The sequence below is a fragment of the Novosphingobium sp. BL-A-41-Hi4A-0G genome (assembly GCF_055521735.1).
Genome location: NZ_CM145501.1, coordinates 3,084,887 through 3,109,395, shown reverse-complemented (window position 1 = coordinate 3,109,395; position 24,509 = coordinate 3,084,887). Strand labels below are relative to the sequence as shown.

Here is a 24,509-nt window from a genome sequence, read left to right as displayed (position 1 = left end):
GGTTACCGACGCGGGTTTTTTTCCCGTATCGCCGCAACCAGCGCAGCCACCTGTCGTTCCGTCTCGGCCAGAGTGACGCCGGTGTCGATCACGTGATCTGCCCGCGCGCGCTTTTCGGCATCGGGCACCTGCAGCGAGAGGATGTGGGCGAACTTTTCCGCCGTCATGCCGGGGCGGGCGAGGACGCGTGTCCGCTGGACGGGGGCGGGGGCGGAGACGACCATGACCGCGTCGAGATCCTTGCCGTGGCCCTTCTCGTAAAGCAGCGGAATGTCGAACACGACGAGCGGTTCGCCCATGTGCTCGATCATGAAGGCCTCGCGCATCCGGGCGACGGCGGGGTGGACGATGGCTTCGAGGCGCTTGAGGGCCTCGGGATCGCCAAAAACCTTGGCCCCGAGTTCCTGCCGCTTCACCCCTTCCGGACCGGTGGTGCCGGGGAAGGCGGCTTCGATGGCAGGGAGCAGTTCGCCGCCGGGGCCTTGCAGGTGGTGGACCGCGGCGTCGGCATCGAACACCGGCACGCCCAGCTCGCGCAGCATCAGCGCGACGGCGGACTTGCCCATGCCGATCGAGCCGGTGAGACCCATGACGTAGGGGCGGCTCATGCCAGTATCCTTGCGCGCAGCTCTGCGTCCGCCTGCCCGCGCGGCGGAGTGGCGCCGAAGAAGCGGCGGAAGGCGTGGTCGGCCTGACCGATCAGCATCGACAGGCCATCGACGGTACGAAAGTCTGCAGCCTTGGCAGCTTTCAGGAAATCGGTTTCGAGCGGGCTGGTAACGATGTCGTAGAACACCGAGCCCGGCGGGGCGTGGGTCATGTCGAAGGCGAGCGGGGGTTGCCCGGTCATGCCGAGTGACGACGCGTTGACGATGAGGTCATAACAACCTTCGCGGTCGTCGAAGGCGAAATCGGTGGCGTCGGCGAAGTGATCGAGCGGGGCGACGTGGTGCTCGCCATGCGGGTCGAGTTCATCGAGCAGCGCGCGCGCCTTGTCCACGTTGCGACCGGCGAGAACCACGATCATGTGCTCATCCGCCAGCGCTGCGATGATCGCGCGGGCAGCGCCCCCGGTGCCGAGCACGCGGGCCATGCGGAAATAGTGCGTTTTCGCCAGATCATCGCGCAGGGGTTCGAGGAAGCCGGGTGCGTCGGTGTTGTAGCCCACCAGCGCGCCGTCCTCGGGCACGATGGTGTTTACCGCACCGATGCGTTCGGCAAGCGGATCGAGCCGGTCGAGCAAGGGGATGACCGCCTGCTTGTGCGGCATCGTCACGTTGCAACCGCGCCAGTCGGAATCGGCGCGGCGCGATGCGAGGTAGTCGACCAGCCCCTCGCCCTTCACATGCGCGCGGTCGTAGCGGCCTTCCAGGCCCAGCTTTTCGAGCCAGAAGCCGTGGATCACCGGCGATTTGGACTGTGCGATCGGATCGCCGATCACTTCGGCATAAGGTACACTCAAGACGGCAGCTCTCCTTGGCCTCGCAAGGCGTCGAGCAGCGCCAATAGCGGCATTCCCAGCACGGTGAAGTGGCTGCCGTCGATCTGTTCGAACAGTTGGACGCCCAGCGCCTCGATCCGGAACACGCCGACGCAGCCCGAAACGGCAGGCCACTCCCTGTCGAGATAGCTCTGGATAAACTGGGGAGAAAGCTCGCGAACCTGCAGTTTTGCGGTCTCGCAGGTTTTCCACACCACCTTGCCATCGCGCATCAGAACGGCGGCGGAATGGAGGTGCATCTCCTTGCCGGAGAAGAATTCGAGATGTTCGGCAGCATTCTCGCGGCTTGTCGGCTTGTCGAACTGGCGGCCACAGACTTCGACCAGCGAATCCCCACCCAGGACGAGACGGCCTGGCAGACCCAGCGAAACCGCCAGTGCCTTGGCCTCGGCCAGCACGGTCGCGATCTGGCAGCCGGACACGCCGATCAGCTCGCGCTTGATCGCACCTTCATCGACATCGGACGAGCGCGCCTCGAACGGCACGCCTGCGGCTTCCAGCATCATCTTTCGCGAGTAGCTCTGGCTCGCGAGAACGAGTGTCATATCGGTTTTGCTCCATCGCCCCCGGCGCCAGCGGTGCGTTCGTTGTAGAGATTGATCACGGCGGCCGCCGTTTCCTCGATCGAGCGGCGCGAGACGTCGATCACCGGCCAGCCGTTGTCGGCAAACATGCGCCGCGCGTACTGGACTTCGCGCGTCACCTGATCGTTGTCGACATAGGCGGTCTCGGGCGCCTGGTTCAGCGAGAGCAGGCGGTTGCGGCGCACCGCGATCAGGCGTTCGGGGCTGGTGGTCAGGCCCACGACCAGCGGGCGGCGCAACGAGAACAGCATCGGCGGGGGCGGGCTTTCCACCACGATGGGGATGTTCGCCACCTTGTAGCCACGGTTGGCAAGATAGATCGAGGTCGGCGTCTTCGAGCTGCGCGAGACGCCCGCCAGCACGATGTCGGCCTCTTCCCAGTTCTCCCAGTTAACCCCGTCATCGTGCGCGATGGTGAACTGGATCGCGTCGACGCGGGCGAAATAGGCTTCGTCCATCATGTGCTGGCGACCGGGACGCCCCTTTGCCTGAACGCCCAGCTGCTGCTGCAGCGCGTCGGTCACGGTATCGAGCGCGGCGACGCTGGGCAGGCCAAGGGCGATGCAGCGCTGTTCGAGCCGTTCGCGGGTCTCGGCATTGACCAGGGTATAAAGCACGAGGCCGGGATTTGCGGCGATTTCACCCATGATACGATCGAGGTGCTGCATCGAGCGCACCATCGGCCAGAAATGGCGCACGACATCGGCCCCATCGAACTGCGCCAGTGCCGCCTTGGCGATCATTTCCAGCGTCTCGCCGGTGGAATCCGACAGCAGGTGCAGGTGCAGGCGCTGCATTTGCGGGCTTTCTGGTGCGGGTAGACCCTCATGGGCATGACCCTGTGGACAGTGGCCTGATAAACCACGGGAGAGGACCGGGGACAAGTTTGGAGGCCAATTTCACACCCGATCCGAGTCCGCTTGCAGTCCAGTTGTGGACAAGTGGACAGGGTTTTCCCCAGCCTGTGGAGAGCGGTGAGAACTTCGCGTTGACTCATGGTCTGTCCAGAGTCGCGAACACCGAAAAGTGTGGAAGGTGACTCACAAATCGGGCAGACGAGTGCAATCCCCGGTTTCCACAGGGCCAACTAACACCATCAACCTGATTCTAAGAATCTAGTTTAAGTAGAATGGATCGACGCACGATGTCCGAAACCCCGGAAGCTGGCCCTCTCCTTCGGACTCTGCGCGGCGAGAACCTCGCACAACGCCCGATCTGGCTCATGCGCCAGGCTGGCCGCTACCTTCCCGAATATCGCGAGTTGCGCGCCGAGAAGGGCGGATTTCTCGCGCTGGTCTATGATACCGATGCCGCCGCCGAAGTGACCGTGCAGCCGATCCGCCGCTTCGGCTTCGATGGCGCGATCCTGTTTTCCGATATCCTGATCGTGCCCTATGCGATGGGGCAGGATCTCAAGTTTCTCGTCGGCGAAGGCCCAGACCTTTCGCCCCGCCTGCTCGACGTGGCGCTGGACAGCCTTGTGGCGGTGCCTGAGCGCCTGACGCCGATCTACGAGACGGTGGCCAAGGTGAAGGCGCAGATCAGCCCTGAGACGACACTGCTGGGCTTTGCAGGCTCTCCGTGGACGGTTGCGACCTACATGGTGGCAGGCGAAGGCAGCCGCGATCATCACGACACCCGCGCGCTGGCCTATCGCGATCCGGGCGCGTTCCAGGCGATCATCGATGCGATCAGCGCGGTGACCATCGAATACCTGTCGGGTCAGGTCGAAGCAGGCGCACAAGGCCTGCAGCTTTTCGATTCATGGGCAGGCAGCCTCTCGCCCGCACAGTTTGAACGCTGGGTCATCGCCCCCAATGCCAAGATCGCGGCCGAAATGCAGCGTCGCTATCCGCACGTTCCGGTCATCGGCTTCCCCAAGGGCGCGGGCGAAAAGCTTGCCGCCTATGCCCGCGAGACCGGCATCAATGCGGTGGGTGTGGACGAGACCATCGACCCGCTGTGGGCCGCGCGCGAACTGCCTGCAGGGATGCCGGTGCAGGGCAATCTCGATCCGCTGCTGCTGCTTTCGGGCGGGCCGGAACTGGAAGCCCAGACGATCCGCGTGCTCGAAGCCTTCGCTGACCGCCCGCACGTGTTCAACCTGGGCCACGGTATCGGCCAGCACACCCCGATCGCCAACGTCGAGGCGCTGCTGAAGGTCGTGCGGGGCTGGTCGCGGTAAGATTCCTCCCCGGCCTGTCCTGGCGAAGGCCGGGAGGGAGGGGGACCATCCGCAGGATGGTGGAGGGGCACCCGCAAGTTTTCAGGACGTCTTGCAAACCACCGTTACCGCGCCGAAATAGCCCTCAGCAGGGGCGCATTGGCAGGCGGAAACGCACATCATGCAGCAGGTATTGGCGATGCTCTATCTCTGGCTCAAGGCGGGCCATGTCATCTTCGTGATCTTCTGGATGGCCGGCCTGTTCATGCTACCGCGCTTCTTCGTCTATCACCAGGAAGCGCCGGAAGGTTCGCCCGAGAACGCGATCTGGGTCGACCGCGAGCGCAAGCTGATGAAGATCATCATGTGGCCGGCGCTGGTGGTGGTCTGGGTGCTGGGCCTTGCGCTCGCCATGGACATCGGCGCGTTTGCCCAAGGCTGGTTCCACCTCAAGCTGGCGTTCGTGCTGGTGCTGACCGCCTACCAGTTCTGGCTAGCAAGCTATGCGCAGGCACTGGCGCAGGGCGTCCGCAAGCTTTCGGGCAAGAAGCTGCGCATGCTCAACGAGATCCCGGGCATGGCCGCCGCGGTGATCGTCATCATGGTGATCGTGAAGCCGTTCTGATTTTTGGTCTCACGCAAAGACGCAAAGGCGCAAAGAGGTAGCGATTGCCGCAGGCCGTTTGTGCCGATCAAAGTCTATTGCGAAGATTCAACAGGCTTCGCTCACGCGCAACATCTTCGCGCCTTTGCGTCTTTGCGTGAGAAATCCTTTTTCAGCCGCGCAAGGTCCGCAAGCCTTCGCCCATTGCTGTGCGCACGAGCGTCATCGGCGAACGCGGCAGGTGCTTCCATTGCGAGCCCCAAGCGTTGGCCGGGGCATCGTGGGCTTGGGGTCGGGGGAATTCGCCGGCGCGGCGGGGTAGTCTGATCATGGTCGTTCCTCTCGCATGGGCCGGTTTTCCGGCTCGATGGTTCGAGGATACCACCCCCCTGCCCCGATCCACAATTGACTATCGCCCGCCTGAGGCATATCTGCCGATGAACCGGAAGATTGACGCGCTGCCGCTGATGCAGCCGCCCTCTTGCTTTCTCCAAGCCCTTCAGAGGTTTCCGGCCATCTACCTAACCCTTTGGAAATTCAAGAAATGCACCTGAAGGAACTCAAGAAGAAGACCCCCGCCGAGCTGGTCCAGATGGCCGAAGAGCTCGAGGTCGAAGGCGCCAGCACCATGCGCCGCCAGGACCTGATGTTCGCGATCCTCAAGGAAATGGCTGAAGACGGCGAGGAAATCCTCGGCATCGGCACGATCGAAGTCCTGCCCGACGGCTTTGGCTTCCTGCGCAGCCCCGAAGCGAACTATCTGGCCGGCCCTGACGACATCTACGTCTCGCCCAACCAGGTCCGCAAATGGGGCCTGCGCACCGGCGATACGGTGGAAGGCGAAGTCCGCGCGCCCAAGGATGGCGAGCGCTATTTCGCGATCACCCGCCTGATCAAGGTGAACTTCGACGAACCGGAGGCCGTGCGCCACCGCGTCAACTTCGACAATCTCACTCCGCTCTACCCGAACGAGCGCCTGCGCCTCGACACGCTTGACCCCACGGTCAAGGACAAGTCGGCCCGTGTGATCGATCTGGTCAGCCCACAGGGCAAGGGTCAGCGCGCGCTGATCGTCGCCCCGCCGCGCACCGGCAAGACCGTGCTGCTGCAGAACATGGCCAAGGCGATCACCGACAACCATCCGGATGTCTTCCTGATCGTCCTGCTGGTCGATGAACGCCCGGAAGAAGTCACCGACATGCAGCGCTCGGTGAAGGGCGAGGTCATCTCCTCGACCTTCGACGAGCCCGCCACGCGCCACGTCCAGGTTGCCGAAATGGTCATCGAGAAGGCCAAGCGCCTTGTCGAGCACAAGCGCGACGTGGTGATCCTGCTGGACTCGATCACGCGTCTGGGCCGTGCCTACAACACCGTTGTGCCAAGCTCGGGCAAGGTGCTGACCGGTGGTGTCGACGCCAACGCCCTGCAGCGCCCCAAGCGCTTCTTCGGCGCGGCGCGCAACATCGAGGAAGGCGGCTCGCTCTCCATCATCGCCACCGCGCTGATCGATACCGGCAGCCGCATGGACGAAGTGATTTTCGAAGAGTTCAAGGGCACCGGCAACTCGGAAATCGTGCTGGACCGCAAGGTGGCCGACAAGCGCATCTTCCCCGCGCTCGACGTGGGCAAGAGCGGCACCCGCAAGGAAGAGCTGCTCGTGCCGAAGGACCAGCTCTCGAAGATGTGGGTGCTGCGCCGCATCCTCATGCAGATGGGCACGATCGACGCGATGGAATTCCTGCTCGACAAGATCAAGGATTCCAAGACCAACGAAGACTTCTTTGCGACGATGAACCAGTAACGCTGGGCCGCACCAGGCCCACCCCGCTGCGACTAGGGCCACTTCGTGACCCAAGTCTCGCGGCCCTCCCGCTTGCGGGAGGGCATGCAGCACTACACTTCCCCCCTCCCGCAGGCGGGAGGGGTCGGGGGTGGGCATGGCGCGCAGCGCCACTAAAGGGCGACACTTCGGGCAGGGGATAAAATTCCCCTCCTCGCTTGTTTCAGACGATCATGCCCGCCACATTCCCCTCCATGGCCCAGCGTCTTCCCGCCCAGCCTCGGAAAACCGGCCATACGGGCGTGGTCAAGGCGGTGCTCGGGCCGACCAACACCGGCAAGACCCATCTCGCCATCGAGCGGCTCTGCGCCCATTCCTCGGGCGCAATCGGCTTTCCGCTGCGCCTGCTTGCGCGTGAGGTCTATGACCGGGTCTGTGCGATCAAGGGGGCGGAAAACGTCGCCCTGATCACCGGCGAGGAGAAGATCGAGCCCAAGGGCGCGCGCTGGCATCTGTGCACGGTCGAGGCCATGCCTTCGCGCCCCGATCTCGCCTTCGTCGCGCTGGACGAGGCGCAACTGTCCGCCGATCCCGAACGCGGCCATGTCTTCACCGACCGCCTGCTGCACACGCGCGGGCGCGAGGAGACGATGCTGCTTGGCTCCTCCACGTTGGAGCCGATGATCAAGGCGCTCGTGCCCGAGGCCGAAGTGGTCACCCGCCCGCGCTTTTCCACGCTGACCCATGTCGGAGCGAAGAAGCTTTCGCGCATTCCCCCGCGCAGCGCGATCGTCGCGTTCAGTGCCGAGCAGGTCTATGTCATGGCCGAAATGCTGCGGCGCTTCCGGGGCGGCGCGGCTGTGGTGATGGGCGCGCTCAGCCCACAGACGCGCAATGCCCAGGTGGCGATGTATCAGGCCGGAGAGGTCGATTATCTCGTTGCAACCGATGCGGTTGGCATGGGGCTCAACCTCGATGTCCATCACGTTGCCTTCGCCGGACTCTCGAAATTCGACGGGCATCGCCAGCGCCGTCTGACAACGGCGGAAATGGCGCAGATTGCCGGGCGCGCCGGACGCCACCAGCGCGATGGCACCTTCGGCACGCTCGCCGGAATGGGCGGGACCAATCCGGAGTTCACCGACGAAGAAATCTACGCGATCGAAGAGCATCGCTTCCCGCCGCTGACCCGCCTGTTCTGGCGCGAAGCGGAACCGCGGTTTGACAGCATCGCGACGCTGATGGAGGACCTTGAGAGCCTGCCGCCGCGCCCGGAACTTGTGGTGCCGCCCCAGGCCATCGACCTTGCCGTGCTCAAGCGGCTTGCCGAAGAACCCGAGACAGCCTCCAGCATACGCGGCCAACGCTCGGTCCAGCGCTTCTGGGACGTCTGCCGCCTGCCCGATTTCCGCTCGCAGGGGGAGGAGACGCACAGCCGCTTCGTCAGCCGGCTTTGGCAGGATCTGCGCCATGGCTATCTCGGCGCGGATTACGTGGCGCAGGCGATTGCCCAGCTCGACAACCCTTCGGGCGACATCGACACGCTGCAGGCCCGCATCTCCGCGATCCGTTCCTGGGCCTATATCGCGCAGCGGCCTGACTGGGTGCTGGCGAAGGAGGAGATGTCGGCCCGCTCCCGCGCGGTCGAGGCGCGGCTTTCGGATGCGCTCCACGCGCGCCTGACCGAACGCTTCGTCAACCGCCGCACCACCGTGCTGATGCGCAAGGCCGGGGCTGACGCGGGACTGCTGCCGGTCCGTTTGTCCGAGGAAGGCGCGCTGCTGGTGGATGACGAGCCCATCGGCCACATCGAAGGCTTCCGTTTCGTCGTCGATCCCCTCGCCCGCGCCGAGGATCGCAAGCTGCTGCTGGCAGCGGCCGAGCGGCATCTGCCCGGCCTGCTTTCGGCACGCGCGAGGGCACTGGTCGCCGCTGCGGCTGAACCCGGCGCCCTGGAGTTCGAGGACACCGCGCTTGTCTGGCAGGACACCGTGGTCGCGCGGCTCGAACGCGGGCGCACGATGCTCAGTCCCCGCCTCAAGCCCGATCCGGCGCTGGACAGGCTCGCACCCGGCGACAAGGCGGCAGTCGTCGCCGCGCTCGAAGCGTGGCTTGGCGCACAGCACAAGCGGCACCTGGCCGCGCTGCTGGCGCTGGACGAGGCCAGTCGCGATCCGGCTTCGGGGCCGGAACTCAGGGCCCTGTTGCTCCACCTCGTCGAAGCAGGCGGGGTTCTTGTGCGCGAGGAATCGGGGCTGGACCGGCTTGACCCTGCGCAGCGGCATCGCCTGAAGAAGCTTGGCGTGCGGATCGGTTCGCTCGATCTGTTCCTGCCCAATGCCCTGCGCCCCGGCGCGATGCAGGCGTGGCATCGCCTTGCCCGCATCTGGGGAAAGCCTGCCCCGCTGCCTCCCGAAACGATGCAGCCGGTGGTCCACACGAAGATCGCGCCTGCCGGATACCGCCGCCTCGGCAACGAAGCCCTGCGGGTCGATCTCGCAGAGAAGCTGCTCCACCACGCCCACGCCACACGGATGGGCACCAAGGCGCGGCGCGTGTTCCTTGATCCCGCCATCGCGCGATCGATGAATCTTTCGACCGCCGCTTATGCCGCGCTGCTGCGCGCCGGGGGCTTTCGCGTCCACATGGGCCGTGCCTTGCCCGAAAAGGCATTCGGTCCGCCGCAGCCGCCGCTGTGGGATTGGCGCCCCACTCGCAATGTGTCGCAAGTCGATGCACCGATACCGCCCCGTCCTGTCAGTGGCGCTTTCGCCGCGCTGGCCGAACTGGTCGCACGATAGAACGGGGAGAAACGCTGCTTGCGGATCGACAAGTTCCTTTGGTTCACCCGTTTCACAGGCAGCCGGAGCCTGGCGCAAGGCTGGGTCGAGGACGGCCACATCCGCCTCAACGGTCGCCGGATCGAACGCTGCAGTGCCGATGTCAGGCTGGGTGACGTGCTTGTCCTGCCGATGCGCACAAGGGTCATGGTGGTCGAGGTTCTGGCACTTCCCGACCGGCGTGGACCTGCCCCTGAGGCACAGGCCTGTTATCGGGTGCTTGACGGGCCGGGTGCAACGCCTCTAGCACGGCCTCAAACAGATACCTGAGGGATCAATTCGCCATGACCTATGTCGTCACCGACGCCTGTATCCGCTGCAAGTTCATGGACTGCGTCGAAGTCTGCCCCGTGGACTGTTTCTACGAAGGCGAGAACATGCTGGTGATCAACCCCAGCGAGTGCATCGACTGCGGCGTTTGCGAACCGGAATGCCCGGCCGAGGCGATTCTGCCCGACACCGAATCCGGCCTCGAGCAGTGGCTCGAACTCAATGCCAAGTTCTCGGCGGAATGGCCGAACATCACCGCCAAGAAGGATGCTCCGGCCGACGCCGACGAGCACAAGGGCGAAGACGGCAAGTTCGACAAGTACTTCTCGGCAGAGCCCGGCGAAGGCGACTGATTCCAGCGCTTTGGGAGCGTTTGCGCGGCGAACGCTCCTTACGCTCTGCCTGTCCGACCCACAGCTGAGAGGGTCCTGCTACCCCCTGTTGCTTCCACATCGGAGGCAGCAAACGATTTCTGCTGCGCTGCAGTGCGTTCAGGGGTGGTAATTTTGTTGCCGAGATGTTATATGGGCCGCCAAGCGCCGGTGGGCTTTGTCCTGTCCGGCGTCTTTTCACCACGAAAACGGCAGGACGAAAAAAGCAATCGGATCGCAAGCCTTGCATGACCGTCGATCCGGCGGGCCCATGCCCTTTTCCCCCAAAAGGCTTCGCACTGTCCATTGCCGGTCCTGCCCGCGTCGAAAGGATTACCAATGGCAGGTAAGGCTCTCGCCTTCGATGTTGGGGACTACGTCGTTTATCCGAAGCATGGTGTCGGCCGGGTGGTCGAACTTCAGGACGAAGAAATTGCCGGCATGAAGCTGCAGCTCTATGTGCTGCGCTTCGAAAAGGAGCGCATGACGCTGCGCGTTCCGGTGAACAAGGTCGAAGCCATCGGCATGCGCAAGCTGTCTTCGGACAAGACGCTGCGCGAAGCGCTCGATACGCTCAAGGGCAAGCCCAAGGTCAAGCGCACGATGTGGTCGCGCCGCGCCCAGGAGTACGAAGCGAAGATCAATTCGGGTGACCTCGTGTCGATCGCCGAAGTGACGCGCGACCTGTTCCGTGCCGACGATCAGCCCGAGCAGTCCTATTCGGAACGTCAGATCTTCGAAGCCGCCTCCTCGCGCCTCGCGCGCGAACTGGCCGCGATGGAAAAGACCGACGAGCCTGCCGCGCTCAAGAAGATCCTCGAGATCCTCAACGAACACGCGCCCAAGTACTACGAAACGGCCTGATCCGTTTCCGCCGCACTGGCGCTGCAACGAGGCCTCCGGGAAACCGGGGGCCTTTTTCGTATGTCCGCCGGAGGCTTTGAAAGATTGAGGAGGGTTTCTCGCAGAGACGCAGAGGAGAAGAAGACCGCAAAGACAAAGAGCTGAAATCCTCTTTGCGTTCTCTTTTCCCTCTGCGTCTCTGCGAGAAACCCCATCTTCCTGCCTGCGGCGCAAAAGCGGTTTCCCCAGACGACCAACCCCCGCTACCACTCCACGAACGACTTGGCCCTGATCGTATCACCGTGTTATATCGGCAATACAGTTAGGAGTGACTTCGTGATGCTCAAGAATTTCGTTCGTGCCTTGGCAGGCGTTGCAGTCATGGGTCTCGCCACCGCGCTCGCCGGGTGTGACGGGGCGAATATCTCGTTTAATGGCAAGAAGGGCGTGCCTCTGTCCGAGCTCGACTTGAACGGCCCTGCCCCCACCACCATTGCCCTGCTTGGCCCTGACAACGTCCGCGTGACGCGCGGCGACAAGCTGGCGATCACCGTCGACGGCGAAGGGGCCGACAAGCTGCGCTTTGCGCTCTCCGAGGGCCAGCTTGGCATTACCCGTGATGACTGGAAGCTTGGGCAATCGACCCAGGCTGCCACAGTCAACGTCACCTTGCCGATGCTGAGCGAGGTCATGCTTGCCGGTTCCGGCAACCTCACCACCGATCAGATGGGCGGCAACGAAGCCAAGATCACGGTTGCCGGTTCGGGCGTGGTCGATGCGCGCGCGATCGACGCGCAGAAGCTCGGGATCGACGTGGTCGGTTCGGGCAAGCTGAAGGCCGCAGGCAAGGCCAGGGAACTCAAGATGACCATTGCCGGCAGCGGCGATGCCGAGATGGACGGGCTCAACGTCGACGAGGTCAAGGTCGACGTCGCCGGATCGGGCAATGCCCGCTTTGCCTCCAATGGCCACGTCAATGCCAACATCATGGGCTCGGGTGAAGTGCGCGTGTTCGGCCGCGCGACCTGCAAGGTCAGCGCAATGGGCTCGGGCAAGCTGGTTTGCGAAAACGGCGTGACGCCGCAAAGCGATGCCAGCGAACCTGCTGAAGAACAGTAAGCCGATCAGGCTGCGGCGCGGCGGAGGCGGTCATTGATCGCCACGCCGATGCCATGGTCCGGAATTGGCGCCACGGCAATCCGGGGCTCTGCTGCGGCAGCGCCATGGTGCAGGCAGGCATAGAGCCGCGCTGCCGCCTCGGCGAGATCGCCCGAGGCCGAAAGCGTGACGTCACCCATGACATCGCCGAAGCCGATCAGGAATTCCCCCGCTTCGGCACGTGCTGCATCGAGCCGAACGGGCTTTCCCGGCGCATAATGGCTCGCCAACTGCCCCGGAGCTTCGATTTTTGCTGACGTCATGGCGGCACTGCTGCCACCCAGAACGGCGGCAATCTGTGCTTCGGTGATCGGTCCGGGACGCAGCACGCTCCACGAACCATCGGCGCGCAGGCCGACGATGGTGGACTCGATCCCCTGCTGCGTCTCGCCCCTGTCGAGGATCAGGTCGACCCTGTCGCCCAGCGATGCCGCGACATGGGCCGCGCTGGTCGGACTCACCCCGCCAGAGCGATTCGCCGATGGTGCGGCGAGCGGCAATCCACAGGTTTTCAACAGTGCCTGCATCACCGGATGGGCGGGGCAGCGCAGCGCCACGGTGGGCAGGCCCGCGCTCACTGCCGGGGCAAGACCGGCACCCGCGCGCAAGGGCAGGACCATGGTCAGTGCGCCGGGCCAGAACGCCTGTGCCAGAGCCCTCGCCCGGTCATCGAACACGGCCAAGGCCTCGGCTGCCGTAACGTCAGGCACGTGTACGATCAGCGGGTTGAAATCGGGCCGACCCTTGGCGCGATAGATGCCTGCAACCGCAGCATCGTCGTCTGCCCGGGCTGCCAGACCATAGACCGTCTCGGTCGGCACGGCGACGGTTCCGCCCCGCACGATCACCCGCGCGGCTTCATCCAGACCCCGATCATCGGACAGGTGCACCTTGGAAGGCTTTGTCGGCTCCATCAGGGTCGCTATAGGGAGACGCAAGCCCCGCGCCAAGCGCACATGCCCTGTGCCTGGATTTGCGCGAGACAGGAGAGGACAATGACTTTCACCCCGCCCACTGCCGACCAGCTTCTCGCCATCCGCGTGAGCGCCGGGATCGACGAGCTGGCCCAGAGCGAACGCTTTGCTGCCGCCACGCCCGATCTGGTCGAGGCGATCGTCGAAGGCATCGGCGCATTTGCCGCCGGCGAATGGGCACCGCTCCACCGCGCGGGCGACCAGATCGGTGCGAAGTGGAAGGACGGTGATGTCACCCTCCCCCCTGGCTACGTCGATGCCTACAAAGCCTTCGTCGAGCAGGGTTGGAACTCCATCGCCGGGTCGACCGAATTCGGCGGCCAGGGCCTGCCCTTCACGCTGGCGACGGCCACGCTCGAAACGCTCGGCGCGGCCAACATGGGCTTCACGCTTCTCCCGATGCTGACCGTCGGCGCGATCGAGGCGCTGGAGCATCACGGCAATCAGGAGCAGAAGGCCGTCTACCTGCCCAAGCTGATTTCGGGCGAATGGTCGGGCACGATGAACCTGACCGAGCCACAAGCCGGGTCCGACGTCGGCGCGTTGCGCACCACGGCCACCCCGGTCACTGAAGGTCCGCACGCGGGCAAGTACCTGATCAAGGGCACGAAGATCTACATCACCTTCGGCGAGCATGACGCGGCCGACAACGTGATTCACCTCGTTCTCGCCCGCACGCCGGGTGCGCCAGAAGGTTCGCGCGGCATCTCGCTCTTCATCGTGCCGAAGTTTCACGTGGAACAGGACGGATCGCTCCGCGCGCGCAATGACGTGCGCTGCGTCTCTATCGAGCACAAGCTCGGCATCCACGCCTCGCCCACTTGCGTGATGTCCTATGGCGACAATGACGAGTGCATTGGCGAAATGGTCGGCCACGAAAACGGGGGCCTGCGCGCGATGTTCACGATGATGAACTCGGCACGCATCAACGTCGGCAGCCAGGGGGTGCAGATTGCGGAACGCGCGCTGCAGCAGGCGCTGGGCTATGCCCGCGACCGCGTGCAGTCCGCCCGCGCCGGCTCGCCCGACAAGAGCCCGGTCGCGATCATCGAGCATCCCGATGTCCGCCGCATGCTGATGCGCATGCGCGCCCTGACCGAAGGCAGCCGCGCCCTGCTCTATTACACGGCGGGACAGGTCGATCGTGGGAGCCTTGGCAACGAGGCCGCGCAGAAGCGTGCCGAACTGCTCGTGCCCATGCTCAAGGCCTGGGGCACCGACATCGGCTGCGAAGTCGCCAGCCTTGGCATCCAGGTCCACGGCGGCATGGGCTTCATCGAGGAAACCGGTGCTGCCCAGCACTTGCGCGATTCGCGCATCGCGCCGATCTACGAAGGCACCAACGGCATCCAGGCGGCCGACCTCGTTACCCGCAAGCTCGGATACGATAACGGCGGCGTGCTGCAGGCACTGATGGCCGAGATCGCGTCCGAGATGGAAGACGTTCCTGAAGTCGCGGCCTTGGCCAAGGATGCCGCCGCCATCGGCCAATGGATGAGCACGACTGCATCGCTGGACGACAAGCTGGCAGGCTCGGTGCCGTTCACCACGATGTGCGCGGTCGCCGTCGCCGGATGGCAGCTTGCCCGCCAGTCGCGCGCCTCGGATCTGCACAGCAAGATCGCGGTGACCAAGTTCTTCAACCGTGTGATCGTGCCCGAAGCGCGCGGGCTCGGCTCTTCGGCCATGGCCGGTGCTGCCCTGCTCTACGATCTCGACAGCGAGGCGCTGGCCGGATAACCCCCGGCTCCATGGCCGACGATATCCTGCTTGCCCGCATTGCTGACGCGCTCGAGCGTCTTGCCCCGCCGCGTGCCGAAAGCGCCGACTGGCGCGCCTTCCCCGCCTATGTCTGGGATGGCAAGTCAGCGCGCGGGATCGATCCGCTGGAGGCGCCTGCACTCGACCTGATGCAGGGGATCGACAAGCAGAAAACCGCCGTGGTCGAGAATGTCGCCCGCCTGTCCCGCGGCGCTGCGGCGCACGACATGCTTCTGTGGGGCGCGCGCGGGATGGGCAAGTCCGCCCTGCTCCGCGCGGCAACGCTGGCGGCGCAGCAGGCCAATCCCGGCTCCATCGCGTTGGTGCAGGCCAGCCCCGACGCGGGCCTTGCCGACTTGTTCAGTGTGCTGCGCAAGGTCGAGCGCCGCTTCCTCGTGTTCCTCGACGACCTCGGCTTCGATGCCTCGGACAGCGATGGGGCGCGCAAGCTGCGCTCATGGCTGGAGGGTGGCGTTGAGGCGCGTCCGGCCAACGTGCGGCTCGCGGTCACGTCCAACCGCCGCGCCATCGTCGAGCGGCACCTGTCCGAGCAGGATGACCCGATCAACCCGCGCGACGTGGTGGACGACCGCCTCGCCCTGGCCGACCGCTTCGGCCTCAGCCTCGGCTTCCACAATTGCACGCAGGACGATTACCTCGCGATCATCGCCGGATACGCCGCGCATTTCGGCCTGACCTACGACGAAGGCGACGCGCTGGAATGGTCCAAGCGCCGCGGTGGTCGCTCAGGCCGTGTGGCGTGGCAGTATGTCAACGAGCTGGCAGGGCGTGCCGGACGCAGTCTCTAAGCCTACAGTCGTCATTCCCGCGAAGGCGGGAATCCATGCGGCGCGGCGCTAACTGGATTCCCGCCTTCTCGGGAATGACGAACTCTCAGATCACTGCTCCGGCTTCATCAGATCCGAATCCGCATTGGGCTTCATGATGAACTTGCCCGTGCCCTTGGGCTGGGGCGGAGCCGTGCGTGTCGGTAGCGGGGTGATCGCGGCTGCCGGCTTCGCGCCGGGAGCCGTCACGCGCCAGATCACGCCACCGGTATCGTCGCTCACCAGAAGCGCGCCATCCTTGGCAAACGTGACCCAGGTCGGACGCCCGTGCGCGGTGTTTTCATCGGCAAGGAAGCCGGTCAGAACCGGCACCGGCGGATTGGGCAGGACATTGCCCATCGTGTCGAACTTCACGAAGACCACGTCATAGCCCGAGAGCGGCCGGCGGTTCCACGAACCGTGCCGTGCGATGAAGGCGCCCTGCTGGAACTTGTCGCCCATCAGGTTGCCGCCCCTGGCAAAGGCAAGGCCCAGTGGCGCGGTGTGGGCGCCGAGCCCGTATTCCGGCTTGCGCACGTAATCGAGCATGTACTCGGGCATCGGCGCGGTCACGCGCTGGTCGATGTTCTTCTTCCAGTAGACCCACGGCCAGCCATAGTTCGCGCCGAACGGCACGTTGGTCAGGTAATCGGGCACGAGGTCCGAACCGAGCATGTCGCGCTCGTTGACCACGGTCCACAGCTCTTCGCTGTAAGGGTTGAAGTCGAGCCCATTGGGATTGCGCAGGCCGCCTGCAAACTCGAACGACTTCTTCTTGGCGAAATCGTACTGGTGGATCGAGGCGCGGCGGTATTCGGCGTCGATGCCATCCTCGGCGATGTTGGAGGACGAGCCGACGGTAACGTAGAGCTTCGAGCCATCGGGTGAAAGCAGCAGGTTGCGCGCCCAGTGATTGCCGCCGCCCGGCAGGTCCATCAGCTTTTCCGGCTTTCCGGTCAGCGTCGTCTGGCCCAGTTCATACGGGAACGAGAGCACCGCATTGTGGTTGGCCACCAGCAACCGGCCTTCACGGAAGGCCATGCCGAAGGGCGAATCGAGCGCCGGGTTCTCCATCACGAAGCGCTGCTCGGCCTTGCCGTCACCATCCCCATCGCGCAGCAGCACGATCTTGTTCGGCGAAGGGCCACCCGCGCCGACCTTCTCGAACAGGTAATTCATCACAGCGCCGGTAATCCCCTCGACCTTGCGTGGCGGCGAGTTGGTTTCGGCCACCAGCACGTCGCCGTTCGGCAGGGTCACCACGGTGCGCGGATGATCGAGCTTGTCGGCAAAGCGCGTCACTGCAAGGCCCTGTGCGGCGACGGGCGCCTCGCCGTCCTTCCAACCGATCGGGTCGGCGGTCTTGATCGTCGGGATCGTCTGGCTGTCGGGCATCGCCAGCTTGGGCTTGGGTCCCGACGTCTCGTTGAGCGTGTATTCCGCGGACGAGCCGTGAATTGACCAGGCAATCCAGGCTGCGAGAATGGCGACGATCACGAGCAGCGCGATCAGGATCTTCTTGATGACTTTCATGGGCCCGAATCTAGGCCCCCCTGCCTCTCAGGGCAATGGCGGACCGCATGAAGTTGCGCGGCGCGACTTTTGGCGGATGATGGGTTAAGGCGCTGCCCATGTTCACATTCGCTCCCACCCAAGGCCAGCCCAAGGCCGAACTCCACGCCGACCTCCTTGCCGCCGCCAAGGCCCTGACCGAGGGCGAACCCGATGGCGTTGCCAACATGGCTAATCTCGCCGCGCTGATCTGGGAGTACCTGCCAGATCTCAACTGGGCGGGCTTTTATCGCATGGTTGGCGGCGAACTCGTCCTCGGACCGTTCATCGGCAAGCCTGCCTGCATCCGCATTGCGCTGGGCTCGGGCGTCTGCGGCACCGCCGCGGCAACCGCGAAGACGCAGCTGGTCCCTGATGTTCACGCCTTCCCCGGCCACATTGCCTGCGATGCGGCAAGCCGTTCCGAGCTCGTCGTGCCGGTGATTCGCGATGGCGCGGTGATCGCCGTGATCGATCTCGACAGCCCCTCGCCCGCAAGGTTCGACGCGGAAGACGCGCGCGGAATCGAGGCTCTTGCTGTGACGATTGCCTCGCGCATCTGATTCCTGCCCCGATTCGGGACAGGCGGGACTCAGCCGCGCCCGAAACCTTGGTTTTGTGCGGGCCATGATGGTAAGTTTGCGGTTAACGAACCTTATCTGGGGCAAACCGCATGCTTCGTCGTCTAACACTCGCAGCGCTGGCGCTCGGTGCCATGTCCACTCCCGCGCTGGCCGGGGACTATCACCACTCCGGTCAGGTCGGCGGCAGCTGGCAGGGCGGATACCAGGGAGGTTCCTATGGGGGCGGCTATTATGGTGGCGCTTCGGGGCCGATCTACTACCCGCCGATGATCGGCGCGCCCTACCCTACGGTCATCATGGCGCAGCCGATGCCCGATGCGCCACCACCACCGCAAGAGGCCTATCGCCCGAACAACTACCGCCCTCAGCCCGATCCGCGCTGGGCCGAAATGAACGAGCGCTGCGCAAAGGTCTATGGCGACAAGGGCGTGGGCGGCGCTTTGCTGGGTGGCTTGCTCGGCGGCGTGGCGGGCAATCGCATCGCCGGCAAGGGTGACCGCGTGCTCGGCACGGCGGTCGGAGCCGTCGCCGGGGCCGTCGCGGGCAATGTGATCGACAAGGCCGAAGACAAGGGCCTGCGCCGCGAATGCGACGACTACTTCGCCTCGCTCCCGCCGCAAGGGTATCCGGGCGCAGCCTATCCCGGATACTACCCCGGCTATGCGCCCTACGGCTACGTGATGGTGCCGGTCATGCTCCCCCCGCAGAAGCCCTGCGTGGAAACTACCGTCGTCACCGAAACCTGGGTCGAGACCAAGCGCAGCCGCGTGATCCGGCCGCGCCCGAAGATCATCAAGGAAAAGCGGGTCAAGGAAAAGCGCGTCTACACGGGCTGAACCTACCCAAAACCCTCGTCATTGCTTCTCCCGCTTCGCGGGCTCGCAATGACGACCACGGAATCGAAAGGGCCCGCCCTCCAATCCGGAGAGCGGGCCCTTTCCTTGTCCACTGTCGTCATTCCCGCGAAGGCGGGAATCCACGGAGCCTTAGTCTCAGAGCTTGCGCCCGATCAGTTCCTTCATGATCTCGTTGGTGCCGCCGAAGATGCGCGTCACGCGCGCGCCGCGCCAGGCGCGGGCAATCGCGTACTCGTTCATGTAGCCCGCACCGCCGTGGAGCTGGAGGCACTTGTCCATCACTTCCCACTGCAGTTCAGTGTGCCACAACTTGGCCGCCGCGCCTTCCTCGGCAGTCAGTTCGCGCTTGAGATGACGAGCCAGCGCCCAATCAAGGTGCGCCCAGCCCACCTGCAGTTTGGTCTTGAGATCGGCCAGCGTGAAGCGGGTGTTCTGGAAGTCGAGGATCGGCTTGCCAAAGGCCTTGCGCTCGCGGGTGAATTCCACGGTGTCATCAAACGCCTTCTGCGCCGAAGCCTGCGCGCTGACGGCGATCGACAGGCGCTCCTGCGGCAATTCGCTCATCAGGTAGATGAAGCCCTTACCCTCTTCGCCCAGGCAATTGGTGATCGGAACGCGCACGTCCTCGAAGAACAGCTCCGAGGTATCAGCCTCGTCCTGGCCGATCTTGTCGAGATTCCGGCCGCGCTTGAAGCCCTCGCGATCAGCTTCGACCAGCACGATCGAGACGCCCTTCCACGCCGGCTGCACCTCGGTGTCGGTCTTGCAGCACACCAGGATCAGGTCGGCGTTCTGGCCATTGGTGATGTAGGTCTTCGACCCGTTGATCACGTAGTGGTTGCCGTCCTTCTTGGCGGTGGTCTTCATGCCCTGAAGGTCGGAGCCTGTGCCCGGTTCGGTCATGGCAATGGCGGTGATCACCTCGCCCGAGACCATCTTGGGCAGCCACTTCTTCTTCTGCTCTTCCGAGCCGTAGGAGACGATGTAGTTGACCACGATGTCGGACTGCAGCGAGAAGCCCGTGGCGACGCGGCCGTAATAGGCGCTCTCTTCGTCGACGATGGCGTTGTAGCCGAAGTCGAGGCCAAGGCCGCCGTATTCTTCCGGAACGGTCGGGCACAGCATGCCGAGTTCGCCCGCCTTGGGCCAGATGCTCTTGGGCACGATCCCGGCTTCGGCCCACTCGTTCGAATGGGGGGCAACCTCATCCTGCAGGAAGCGGCGGACGGTCTGGCGGAAGGCTTCGTGGTCTTCGTTGTAGGCAGTGCGCGGGATCAGGTCGAGCGACATGGCCAATCTCTCCGGTCTTGAACTGTTATCGTGCCAACCTATGCGCACAGCCCTGTTCCGGTCAACGAATATTTAATCGACCAATTAATGTACGTTGGTGCAGGAGACATGACGCCGTGACGTCAATGAAATCCCTTTATGACCAGAGGCTTAGAAATCTCCGCCGGTCAACCGGCCGCAGATCAGGTCCAGCTGGTCAAGATTCTTGTAGCGAATCGTCACCGCACCGGTCGTAGGATCGGAGTCTGGCTGGATCGTGACCTTGAGCCCGAGGAAATCCTCGAGGTGCTGCTCGATCGCGGCGAGATCTGCAGCGCCCACGGAATCCTTGCCGGCACGCGCCTGACGCCGCTGGCCTTCGGGCCGCGTTGCCTTGCGCGCGAGCTTCTCGGTATCGCGCACGGACAGGTCCTTGGCGATTACTTCGCGTGCGAGCGAGACCGGATCGGGCGCATTGATCAGCGCCCGCGCATGGCCCATCGACAGCTCGCTGCGCACGACCATGTCGAGCACGTCATCCGGAAGCCCGAGCAGGCGCATCATGTTCGCCACATGGCTGCGCGACTTGTCGACGAACTTGGCGATGTCGTTCTGCGTCAGCCCTTCGCTGTCGGCGAGGCGCTGATAGGCGCGGGCTTCTTCCACGGGGTTCAGGTCTTCGCGCTGGAGATTCTCGATCAGCGCGAGCGCCGCCACATCGCGATCATCGAGCTTTCGCACGATGGCCGGGATTTCGTGAACCCGCGCCTTCTGCGCCGCGCGCCAGCGCCGCTCGCCCGCGACGAGCTGGTAGCGTCCGCCAGCAATCGGCCGCACGACGACAGGCTGGATTACACCGCGCGCCGCGATCGACTGCGCCAGCTCCTCCAGCGCATCCTCATCGAAGTGACGGCGCGGCTGTTCGGGATGCGGTTCGATCGAGGCGACAGTCAGCAGCGCCAGACCCCCATCGCGCGACGCTGCGCCTTCCTCGCCAGAAACCGAAATGCGCGCAATCGGCTCCTCCCGCCGGACTTCGCCCATGAGCGCGCCGAGTCCGCGACCCAGCCCGGTCCTGCGCGCCGGTGCCTTGACTGCTTCGTCGCCACTCATGCCGCAATCCTCCGTTCGGGCAGCCGGCCGATCAGTTCGCGGGCCAGCTTCATGTAGGCCTGCGAACCGGGGCAGGCATGGTCATAGATCAGCGCGGGAAGCCCATGGCTCGGCGCTTCGGACAGGCGCACGTTGCGCGGGATCACGCTTTCGAACACCAGATCGCGCAGGCACGAACGCACGTCGTCCGCCACCTGGTCGGTCAGGCGGTTGCGCCGGTCGTACATGGTCAGGACGATGCCGAGGATGCCGAGATCGGGATTGAACCGCTCCTGCACCCGCTCGACCGTCTGCAGCAACTGGCTCAGGCCTTCGAGCGCGAAGAACTCGCACTGCAGGGGAACGAGGATCGAATCTGCCGCCGTCAGCGCATTCAGCGTGAGCAGCCCGAGCGAGGGCGGGCAGTCGATCAGGCAGATATCGTGCCCGGTCTCCGCGGTCAGCACCTTGCGCAGACGGTGCGTGCGGTCTTCGACGCTGACCAGTTCCACTTCGGCGCCCGAAAGGTCCACCGTCGCCGGCACGATGTCGAGCCCCGGAATGCGCGTCGGCATCATGCAATCGGCAACCGATGCCTGATCGATCAGCAAGTCATAGGAAGACCGCTCGCGCTCGCCCGATGAAATGCCGATGCCCGTCGAGCAGTTGCCCTGCGGATCGAGATCGATCAGCAGCGACTTCCACCCCGTGGCGGCCAGCGCCGTGGCGATGTTGATCGCGGTGGTGGTCTTGCCCACTCCACCCTTCTGGTTTGCAACGGCGACGGTGATCATTTGCGCTTGCCTTTGGATTGCGTCGTTCGCGGTGCGCTCCCGCCGAGCAGGCGCCCGACGATGATCCCGGCATTCTCATCGGTCAGCGATTGTTCCACGTGGAACAGGTGATTCCATGAGTCGGGGAGCACCTGCAATTCATGCGGTGCCCCTGCCCCTTTCGGCAACAGCCAGACCGTGTCGGGTGTGGAAAAGCGGGCGGAAAGCGTAACCAATTTGTCCAATGGCGCAAACGCGCGCGCCGAGATCACGGCATGCGGACCGTCAGGCAGATCTTCGACTCGCGAAAGGACGACACGCACGCGCTCCAGTCCGAGGGCATCAGCACAGCGCTGAAGCCACTGCGTCCGCAGTCGGCGCGAGTCCACGAGCTTGACCGGGCGTTCCGGTTGAAGTGCGCCGACCACCAGCCCAGGGAAACCGGCTCCAGTCCCGAGATCGAGCCATTCCCCTTCAGGGAGTGTTTCACGTGAAACATGGAGCAGCTGCGCCGAGTCGACGATGTGGCGTACCCAGACGTGCGGCAGCGTCCCGCGCGCGACAAGGTTCTGCCGCTCGTTCTCTTCGAGCAGCAGTGAGACGAGCCGCGACAGGCGATCCATCCCGACGTCATCGACCTGCAGAACGTTGCGGAGCCAGTCCTGTGCTTCGGCCTCGGTCACCAACACGCTCATGCCGCCAGCCTCCGCCGCGCATGGACCAGCAGGCTGGCGAGCGCCGCAGGCGTGATCCCCGCGATCCGTCCGGCAGCGGCAAGCGTATCGGGCTGCGCCTTCTCCAACCTCTCGACCATCTCGCGCGACAGGCCCGGCACTTCGGCAAAGGGAAAGTCCGCGCCAAGTGGCACGCCATCGGAGGCGCGGAGATCGCGCAGCTCGGCATCCTGCCGGGCGAGATAGGGTGCATAAGCTGCGTCCTCCTCGACCTCTTCGGCCAGCAGCGGATCGAAGCGCTCGTCGCCGATCCAAGGCTGCAGCGTGTCCAGCGTGACCTCGGGAAAGCGCAGCCATTCCTTGAGCAAGCGCCGGGAGCCATCGGCGCGAACCGGCATCCCCGCCCGGTTGAGTTCAGTCGGCGTCGCCTCCTGCGTAAGCAAGTCTTCCAGTCGCTCACGCTGGGCAAGCCGCTCCTCGAACCACTGCCTGCGCTCTTCACCGACGCAGCCCACCGCCAGCCCGACCGGCGTCAACCGCGTCGAGGCATTGTTGGCGCGCAGCCGCAGGCGGTATTCCGCACGGGCGGTCAGCATGCGATAGGGCTCGCTCACGCCGTGCAGCGTCAGGTCATCGATCATCACCGCCATGTAGGAGTTGGCGCGGTCCAGCTCGGGGGCTTCGCGGCCCAGTCCGGCAGCCGCGGCATGCATCCCCGCGACCAGCCCCTGGGCTGCGGCCTCCTCGTACCCCGTCGTTCCGTTGATCTGACCGGCGCAATAGAGGCCGGGTATCGCCTTCACCTCCAGCCCGCGATTGAGCGCGCGCGGATCGATATGGTCGTACTCCACGGCATAACCCGGCACGGTGATCTCGGCCTGCTCCAGCCCTTCCATCGAACGGATCATCGCCACCTGCACATCGGTCGGCAGCGAGGTCGAGACACCGTTGGGATAGACGGTGCTGTCGTCGAGACCTTCTGGCTCGAGGAAAACCTGGTGTCCGTCGCGGTCGCCGAAGCGGTGGATCTTGTCCTCGATCGAGGGGCAATAGCGCGGACCCTGCGCGCCAATCGCACCGGTGAACAATGGCGAACGGTCAAGCCCTGCGCGGATGATGTCGTGCGTCCGCTCGTTGGTGCGGGCGATGGCGCAGAACACTTGCGGCAGTGGCCGCGCCTTGGTCAGCGGCGACATCGTCCAGGGATCGGCATCGCTCGGCTGCTCGGGCAAGCGCGCCCAGTCGATGGTGCGCCCATCGATACGCGGTGGCGTCCCGGTCTTGAGCCGCGCCATCGGCAGGTCCGCCGTGCGCAACTGCTGCGCCAGACGATGCGCAGAGTCCTCGCCGATGCGTCCGCCGTCCATGCGTTCCTCACCCCGGAACAGCCGCCCGCCAAGGAATGTGCCGGTGCATAGCACGACCGCCCTTCCCGAGAGCCGCGAGCCATCGGCGAGGTCGATCCCGGCGACGCGTCCCTGCTCCAAATGAAGCGCAGCCGCCTCTCCCCCAACGACGGTCAGATTCGGCTGCGCGGCAATCATCTGCTGGATCGCCGCCTTGAAGCGCTTGCGGTCGGCCTGAACGCGCGGCCCCTGCACGGCGCTGCCCTTGGAGCGGTTGAGCATCCGGTAGTGGATCGCGCCCGCATCTGCCGCGCGCGCGATCAGTCCATCAAAGGCATCGACCTCGCGCACCAGATGGCCCTTGCCGAGTCCGCCAATGGCCGGGTTGCAGCTCATCGCCCCGACTGTTGCCGGATCGAACGAAACCAGCGCCGTGCGCGCGCCCATCCGCGCCGCAACGGCCGCCGCCTCGACGCCGGCATGTCCGCCGCCGACCACGATGATATCGAACTGGTGCATGGCTTCGCGCGATACGCGAGTTGAGGATTCGCGTCAAAGTTTCAGATGGAGCGTTTCACGTGAAACAGATGCCGCTCGCCGCCACAACTTCGTCATTCCCGCGAAGACGGGAATCCATGTTCACGCCCCGAGCTAACTGGATTCCCGCCTTCGCGGCAATGACGAAG

General features: G+C 64.7%; 24 protein-coding genes. 12 read left to right on the top strand and 12 right to left on the bottom strand.

Features of this window, described 5'->3' with window-relative positions; all coding sequences use genetic code 11:
* Nucleotides 1-2: 2 nt before the first annotated feature.
* The 4 genes from coaE to ACZ1JX_RS15030 are packed head-to-tail and all read right to left on the bottom strand — an operon-like array spanning nt 3 to nt 2,882.
* Nucleotides 3-608 carry a dephospho-CoA kinase gene (coaE, locus tag ACZ1JX_RS15045; RefSeq protein ID WP_465124324.1) on the bottom strand — a complete coding sequence of 202 codons (606 nt, stop codon included), beginning with the start codon at nt 606-608 and terminating at the stop codon, nt 3-5.
* Nucleotides 605-1,462, bottom strand: a complete 858-nt coding sequence (gene aroE, locus ACZ1JX_RS15040; protein ID WP_465124323.1) for a shikimate dehydrogenase — start codon at nt 1,460-1,462, stop codon at nt 605-607. Before aroE ends, coaE begins: the two co-directional genes overlap by 4 nt.
* Nucleotides 1,459-2,046 (bottom strand): nucleoside triphosphate pyrophosphatase, encoded by a 588-nt coding sequence (locus ACZ1JX_RS15035; protein ID WP_465124322.1) that lies wholly within the window; start codon nt 2,044-2,046, stop codon nt 1,459-1,461. Before ACZ1JX_RS15035 ends, aroE begins: the two co-directional genes overlap by 4 nt.
* The gene (locus ACZ1JX_RS15030) at nt 2,043-2,882 is read right to left on the bottom strand and encodes a pyruvate, water dikinase regulatory protein (protein WP_465124321.1); all 840 of its coding nucleotides are present in this window, start codon (nt 2,880-2,882) and stop codon (nt 2,043-2,045) included. Before ACZ1JX_RS15030 ends, ACZ1JX_RS15035 begins: the two co-directional genes overlap by 4 nt.
* 347 nt (nt 2,883-3,229) lie before the next feature.
* Here ACZ1JX_RS15030 and hemE point away from each other — a divergent pair, with 347 nt between their 5' ends.
* Nucleotides 3,230-4,270, top strand: coding sequence for a uroporphyrinogen decarboxylase (gene hemE, locus ACZ1JX_RS15025; RefSeq protein ID WP_465124320.1), 1,041 nt, complete (start codon nt 3,230-3,232; stop codon nt 4,268-4,270).
* Nucleotides 4,271-4,430: 160 nt separating this feature from the next.
* Nucleotides 4,431-4,874: a CopD family protein gene (locus ACZ1JX_RS15020; RefSeq protein ID WP_465124319.1), complete on the top strand. Its 444-nt coding sequence runs from the start codon at nt 4,431-4,433 to the stop codon at nt 4,872-4,874.
* Between the two features lie 151 nt (nt 4,875-5,025).
* Here the strand turns inward: ACZ1JX_RS15020 and ACZ1JX_RS15015 are convergent, their stop codons facing one another.
* Nucleotides 5,026-5,184, bottom strand: a complete 159-nt coding sequence (locus tag ACZ1JX_RS15015) for a hypothetical protein (protein WP_158637709.1) — start codon at nt 5,182-5,184, stop codon at nt 5,026-5,028.
* Between the two features lie 213 nt (nt 5,185-5,397).
* Between ACZ1JX_RS15015 and rho the strand changes: the two genes are divergently transcribed.
* The 6 genes from rho (at nt 5,398) to ACZ1JX_RS14985 (ending at nt 12,076) form a co-directional block, all read left to right on the top strand.
* The gene (gene rho / locus ACZ1JX_RS15010; protein WP_465124318.1) at nt 5,398-6,654 is read left to right on the top strand and encodes a transcription termination factor Rho; all 1,257 of its coding nucleotides are present in this window, start codon (nt 5,398-5,400) and stop codon (nt 6,652-6,654) included.
* 233 nt (nt 6,655-6,887) lie between these two features.
* Nucleotides 6,888-9,434, top strand: a complete 2,547-nt coding sequence (locus tag ACZ1JX_RS15005) for a helicase-related protein (protein WP_465124317.1) — start codon at nt 6,888-6,890, stop codon at nt 9,432-9,434.
* A gap of 18 nt (nt 9,435-9,452) precedes the next feature.
* On the top strand, nt 9,453-9,743 hold the full coding sequence (locus ACZ1JX_RS15000) for an RNA-binding S4 domain-containing protein (RefSeq protein WP_144904550.1): 291 nt from the start codon (nt 9,453-9,455) through the stop codon (nt 9,741-9,743).
* Between the two features lie 14 nt (nt 9,744-9,757).
* A complete protein-coding gene (gene fdxA / locus ACZ1JX_RS14995; RefSeq protein WP_144904548.1) occupies nt 9,758-10,096 on the top strand; it encodes a ferredoxin FdxA in 339 nt (112 codons plus the stop codon).
* 357 nt (nt 10,097-10,453) lie between these two features.
* On the top strand, nt 10,454-10,978 hold the full coding sequence (locus ACZ1JX_RS14990) for a CarD family transcriptional regulator (RefSeq protein WP_144904546.1): 525 nt from the start codon (nt 10,454-10,456) through the stop codon (nt 10,976-10,978).
* 318 nt (nt 10,979-11,296) lie between these two features.
* Nucleotides 11,297-12,076 (top strand): head GIN domain-containing protein, encoded by a 780-nt coding sequence (locus tag ACZ1JX_RS14985; protein WP_465126433.1) that lies wholly within the window; start codon nt 11,297-11,299, stop codon nt 12,074-12,076.
* Between the two features lie 5 nt (nt 12,077-12,081).
* Here the strand turns inward: ACZ1JX_RS14985 and ACZ1JX_RS14980 are convergent, their stop codons facing one another.
* Nucleotides 12,082-13,029 carry an L-threonylcarbamoyladenylate synthase gene (locus tag ACZ1JX_RS14980; protein WP_465124316.1) on the bottom strand — a complete coding sequence of 316 codons (948 nt, stop codon included), beginning with the start codon at nt 13,027-13,029 and terminating at the stop codon, nt 12,082-12,084.
* An 81-nt stretch (nt 13,030-13,110) separates the two neighbouring features.
* On the opposite strand from ACZ1JX_RS14980, the gene ACZ1JX_RS14975 reads away from it, so the two are divergent.
* The gene (locus ACZ1JX_RS14975) at nt 13,111-14,829 is read left to right on the top strand and encodes an acyl-CoA dehydrogenase (protein ID WP_465124315.1); all 1,719 of its coding nucleotides are present in this window, start codon (nt 13,111-13,113) and stop codon (nt 14,827-14,829) included.
* A gap of 11 nt (nt 14,830-14,840) precedes the next feature.
* Nucleotides 14,841-15,659: a DUF815 domain-containing protein gene (locus ACZ1JX_RS14970; protein WP_465124314.1), complete on the top strand. Its 819-nt coding sequence runs from the start codon at nt 14,841-14,843 to the stop codon at nt 15,657-15,659.
* A gap of 90 nt (nt 15,660-15,749) precedes the next feature.
* Here the strand turns inward: ACZ1JX_RS14970 and ACZ1JX_RS14965 are convergent, their stop codons facing one another.
* Nucleotides 15,750-17,210 (bottom strand): PQQ-dependent sugar dehydrogenase, encoded by a 1,461-nt coding sequence (locus ACZ1JX_RS14965; protein ID WP_465124313.1) that lies wholly within the window; start codon nt 17,208-17,210, stop codon nt 15,750-15,752.
* Nucleotides 17,211-17,308: 98 nt separating this feature from the next.
* Between ACZ1JX_RS14965 and ACZ1JX_RS14960 the strand changes: the two genes are divergently transcribed.
* Nucleotides 17,309-17,791: a GAF domain-containing protein gene (locus ACZ1JX_RS14960; RefSeq protein WP_465124312.1), complete on the top strand. Its 483-nt coding sequence runs from the start codon at nt 17,309-17,311 to the stop codon at nt 17,789-17,791.
* 110 nt (nt 17,792-17,901) lie between these two features.
* The gene (locus tag ACZ1JX_RS14955; RefSeq protein ID WP_465124311.1) at nt 17,902-18,648 is read left to right on the top strand and encodes a glycine zipper 2TM domain-containing protein; all 747 of its coding nucleotides are present in this window, start codon (nt 17,902-17,904) and stop codon (nt 18,646-18,648) included.
* A 156-nt stretch (nt 18,649-18,804) separates the two neighbouring features.
* Here the strand turns inward: ACZ1JX_RS14955 and ACZ1JX_RS14950 are convergent, their stop codons facing one another.
* The 5 genes from ACZ1JX_RS14950 to mnmG form a co-directional block, all read right to left on the bottom strand.
* On the bottom strand, nt 18,805-19,959 hold the full coding sequence (locus ACZ1JX_RS14950) for an acyl-CoA dehydrogenase family protein (RefSeq protein WP_465124310.1): 1,155 nt from the start codon (nt 19,957-19,959) through the stop codon (nt 18,805-18,807).
* A gap of 150 nt (nt 19,960-20,109) precedes the next feature.
* Complete coding sequence (locus tag ACZ1JX_RS14945; protein WP_465124309.1) at nt 20,110-21,051, bottom strand: ParB/RepB/Spo0J family partition protein; 942 nt, start codon at nt 21,049-21,051, stop codon at nt 20,110-20,112.
* Nucleotides 21,048-21,824, bottom strand: a complete 777-nt coding sequence (locus tag ACZ1JX_RS14940; protein WP_465124308.1) for a ParA family protein — start codon at nt 21,822-21,824, stop codon at nt 21,048-21,050. Before ACZ1JX_RS14940 ends, ACZ1JX_RS14945 begins: the two co-directional genes overlap by 4 nt.
* Nucleotides 21,821-22,498 carry a 16S rRNA (guanine(527)-N(7))-methyltransferase RsmG gene (gene rsmG / locus ACZ1JX_RS14935; protein WP_465124307.1) on the bottom strand — a complete coding sequence of 226 codons (678 nt, stop codon included), beginning with the start codon at nt 22,496-22,498 and terminating at the stop codon, nt 21,821-21,823. Before rsmG ends, ACZ1JX_RS14940 begins: the two co-directional genes overlap by 4 nt.
* Nucleotides 22,495-24,342, bottom strand: coding sequence for a tRNA uridine-5-carboxymethylaminomethyl(34) synthesis enzyme MnmG (mnmG, locus tag ACZ1JX_RS14930; protein WP_465124306.1), 1,848 nt, complete (start codon nt 24,340-24,342; stop codon nt 22,495-22,497). The genes rsmG and mnmG overlap by 4 nt, the downstream gene beginning before the upstream one ends.
* Nucleotides 24,343-24,509: the final 167 nt, after the last annotated feature.

What these genes read in the sequence shown, in the direction of transcription:
- coaE (WP_465124324.1), bottom strand. Translation starts at nt 608, where the DNA reads ATGAGCCGCCCCTACGTCATGGGTCTCACCGGCTCGATCGGCATGGGC.
- ACZ1JX_RS15035 (WP_465124322.1), bottom strand. Translation starts at nt 2,046, where the DNA reads ATGACACTCGTTCTCGCGAGCCAGAGCTACTCGCGAAAGATGATGCTG.
- ACZ1JX_RS15030 (WP_465124321.1), bottom strand. Translation starts at nt 2,882, where the DNA reads ATGCAGCGCCTGCACCTGCACCTGCTGTCGGATTCCACCGGCGAGACG.
- hemE (WP_465124320.1), top strand. Translation starts at nt 3,230, where the DNA reads ATGTCCGAAACCCCGGAAGCTGGCCCTCTCCTTCGGACTCTGCGCGGC.
- ACZ1JX_RS15020 (WP_465124319.1), top strand. Translation starts at nt 4,431, where the DNA reads ATGCAGCAGGTATTGGCGATGCTCTATCTCTGGCTCAAGGCGGGCCAT.
- ACZ1JX_RS15015 (WP_158637709.1), bottom strand. Translation starts at nt 5,184, where the DNA reads ATGATCAGACTACCCCGCCGCGCCGGCGAATTCCCCCGACCCCAAGCC.
- rho (WP_465124318.1), top strand. Translation starts at nt 5,398, where the DNA reads ATGCACCTGAAGGAACTCAAGAAGAAGACCCCCGCCGAGCTGGTCCAG.
- ACZ1JX_RS15005 (WP_465124317.1), top strand. Translation starts at nt 6,888, where the DNA reads ATGGCCCAGCGTCTTCCCGCCCAGCCTCGGAAAACCGGCCATACGGGC.
- fdxA (WP_144904548.1), top strand. Translation starts at nt 9,758, where the DNA reads ATGACCTATGTCGTCACCGACGCCTGTATCCGCTGCAAGTTCATGGAC.
- ACZ1JX_RS14990 (WP_144904546.1), top strand. Translation starts at nt 10,454, where the DNA reads ATGGCAGGTAAGGCTCTCGCCTTCGATGTTGGGGACTACGTCGTTTAT.
- ACZ1JX_RS14985 (WP_465126433.1), top strand. Translation starts at nt 11,297, where the DNA reads ATGCTCAAGAATTTCGTTCGTGCCTTGGCAGGCGTTGCAGTCATGGGT.
- ACZ1JX_RS14980 (WP_465124316.1), bottom strand. Translation starts at nt 13,029, where the DNA reads ATGGAGCCGACAAAGCCTTCCAAGGTGCACCTGTCCGATGATCGGGGT.
- ACZ1JX_RS14975 (WP_465124315.1), top strand. Translation starts at nt 13,111, where the DNA reads ATGACTTTCACCCCGCCCACTGCCGACCAGCTTCTCGCCATCCGCGTG.
- ACZ1JX_RS14970 (WP_465124314.1), top strand. Translation starts at nt 14,841, where the DNA reads ATGGCCGACGATATCCTGCTTGCCCGCATTGCTGACGCGCTCGAGCGT.
- ACZ1JX_RS14965 (WP_465124313.1), bottom strand. Translation starts at nt 17,210, where the DNA reads ATGAAAGTCATCAAGAAGATCCTGATCGCGCTGCTCGTGATCGTCGCC.
- ACZ1JX_RS14960 (WP_465124312.1), top strand. Translation starts at nt 17,309, where the DNA reads ATGTTCACATTCGCTCCCACCCAAGGCCAGCCCAAGGCCGAACTCCAC.
- ACZ1JX_RS14955 (WP_465124311.1), top strand. Translation starts at nt 17,902, where the DNA reads ATGCTTCGTCGTCTAACACTCGCAGCGCTGGCGCTCGGTGCCATGTCC.
- ACZ1JX_RS14950 (WP_465124310.1), bottom strand. Translation starts at nt 19,959, where the DNA reads ATGTCGCTCGACCTGATCCCGCGCACTGCCTACAACGAAGACCACGAA.
- ACZ1JX_RS14945 (WP_465124309.1), bottom strand. Translation starts at nt 21,051, where the DNA reads ATGAGTGGCGACGAAGCAGTCAAGGCACCGGCGCGCAGGACCGGGCTG.
- ACZ1JX_RS14940 (WP_465124308.1), bottom strand. Translation starts at nt 21,824, where the DNA reads ATGATCACCGTCGCCGTTGCAAACCAGAAGGGTGGAGTGGGCAAGACC.
- rsmG (WP_465124307.1), bottom strand. Translation starts at nt 22,498, where the DNA reads ATGAGCGTGTTGGTGACCGAGGCCGAAGCACAGGACTGGCTCCGCAAC.
- mnmG (WP_465124306.1), bottom strand. Translation starts at nt 24,342, where the DNA reads ATGCACCAGTTCGATATCATCGTGGTCGGCGGCGGACATGCCGGCGTC.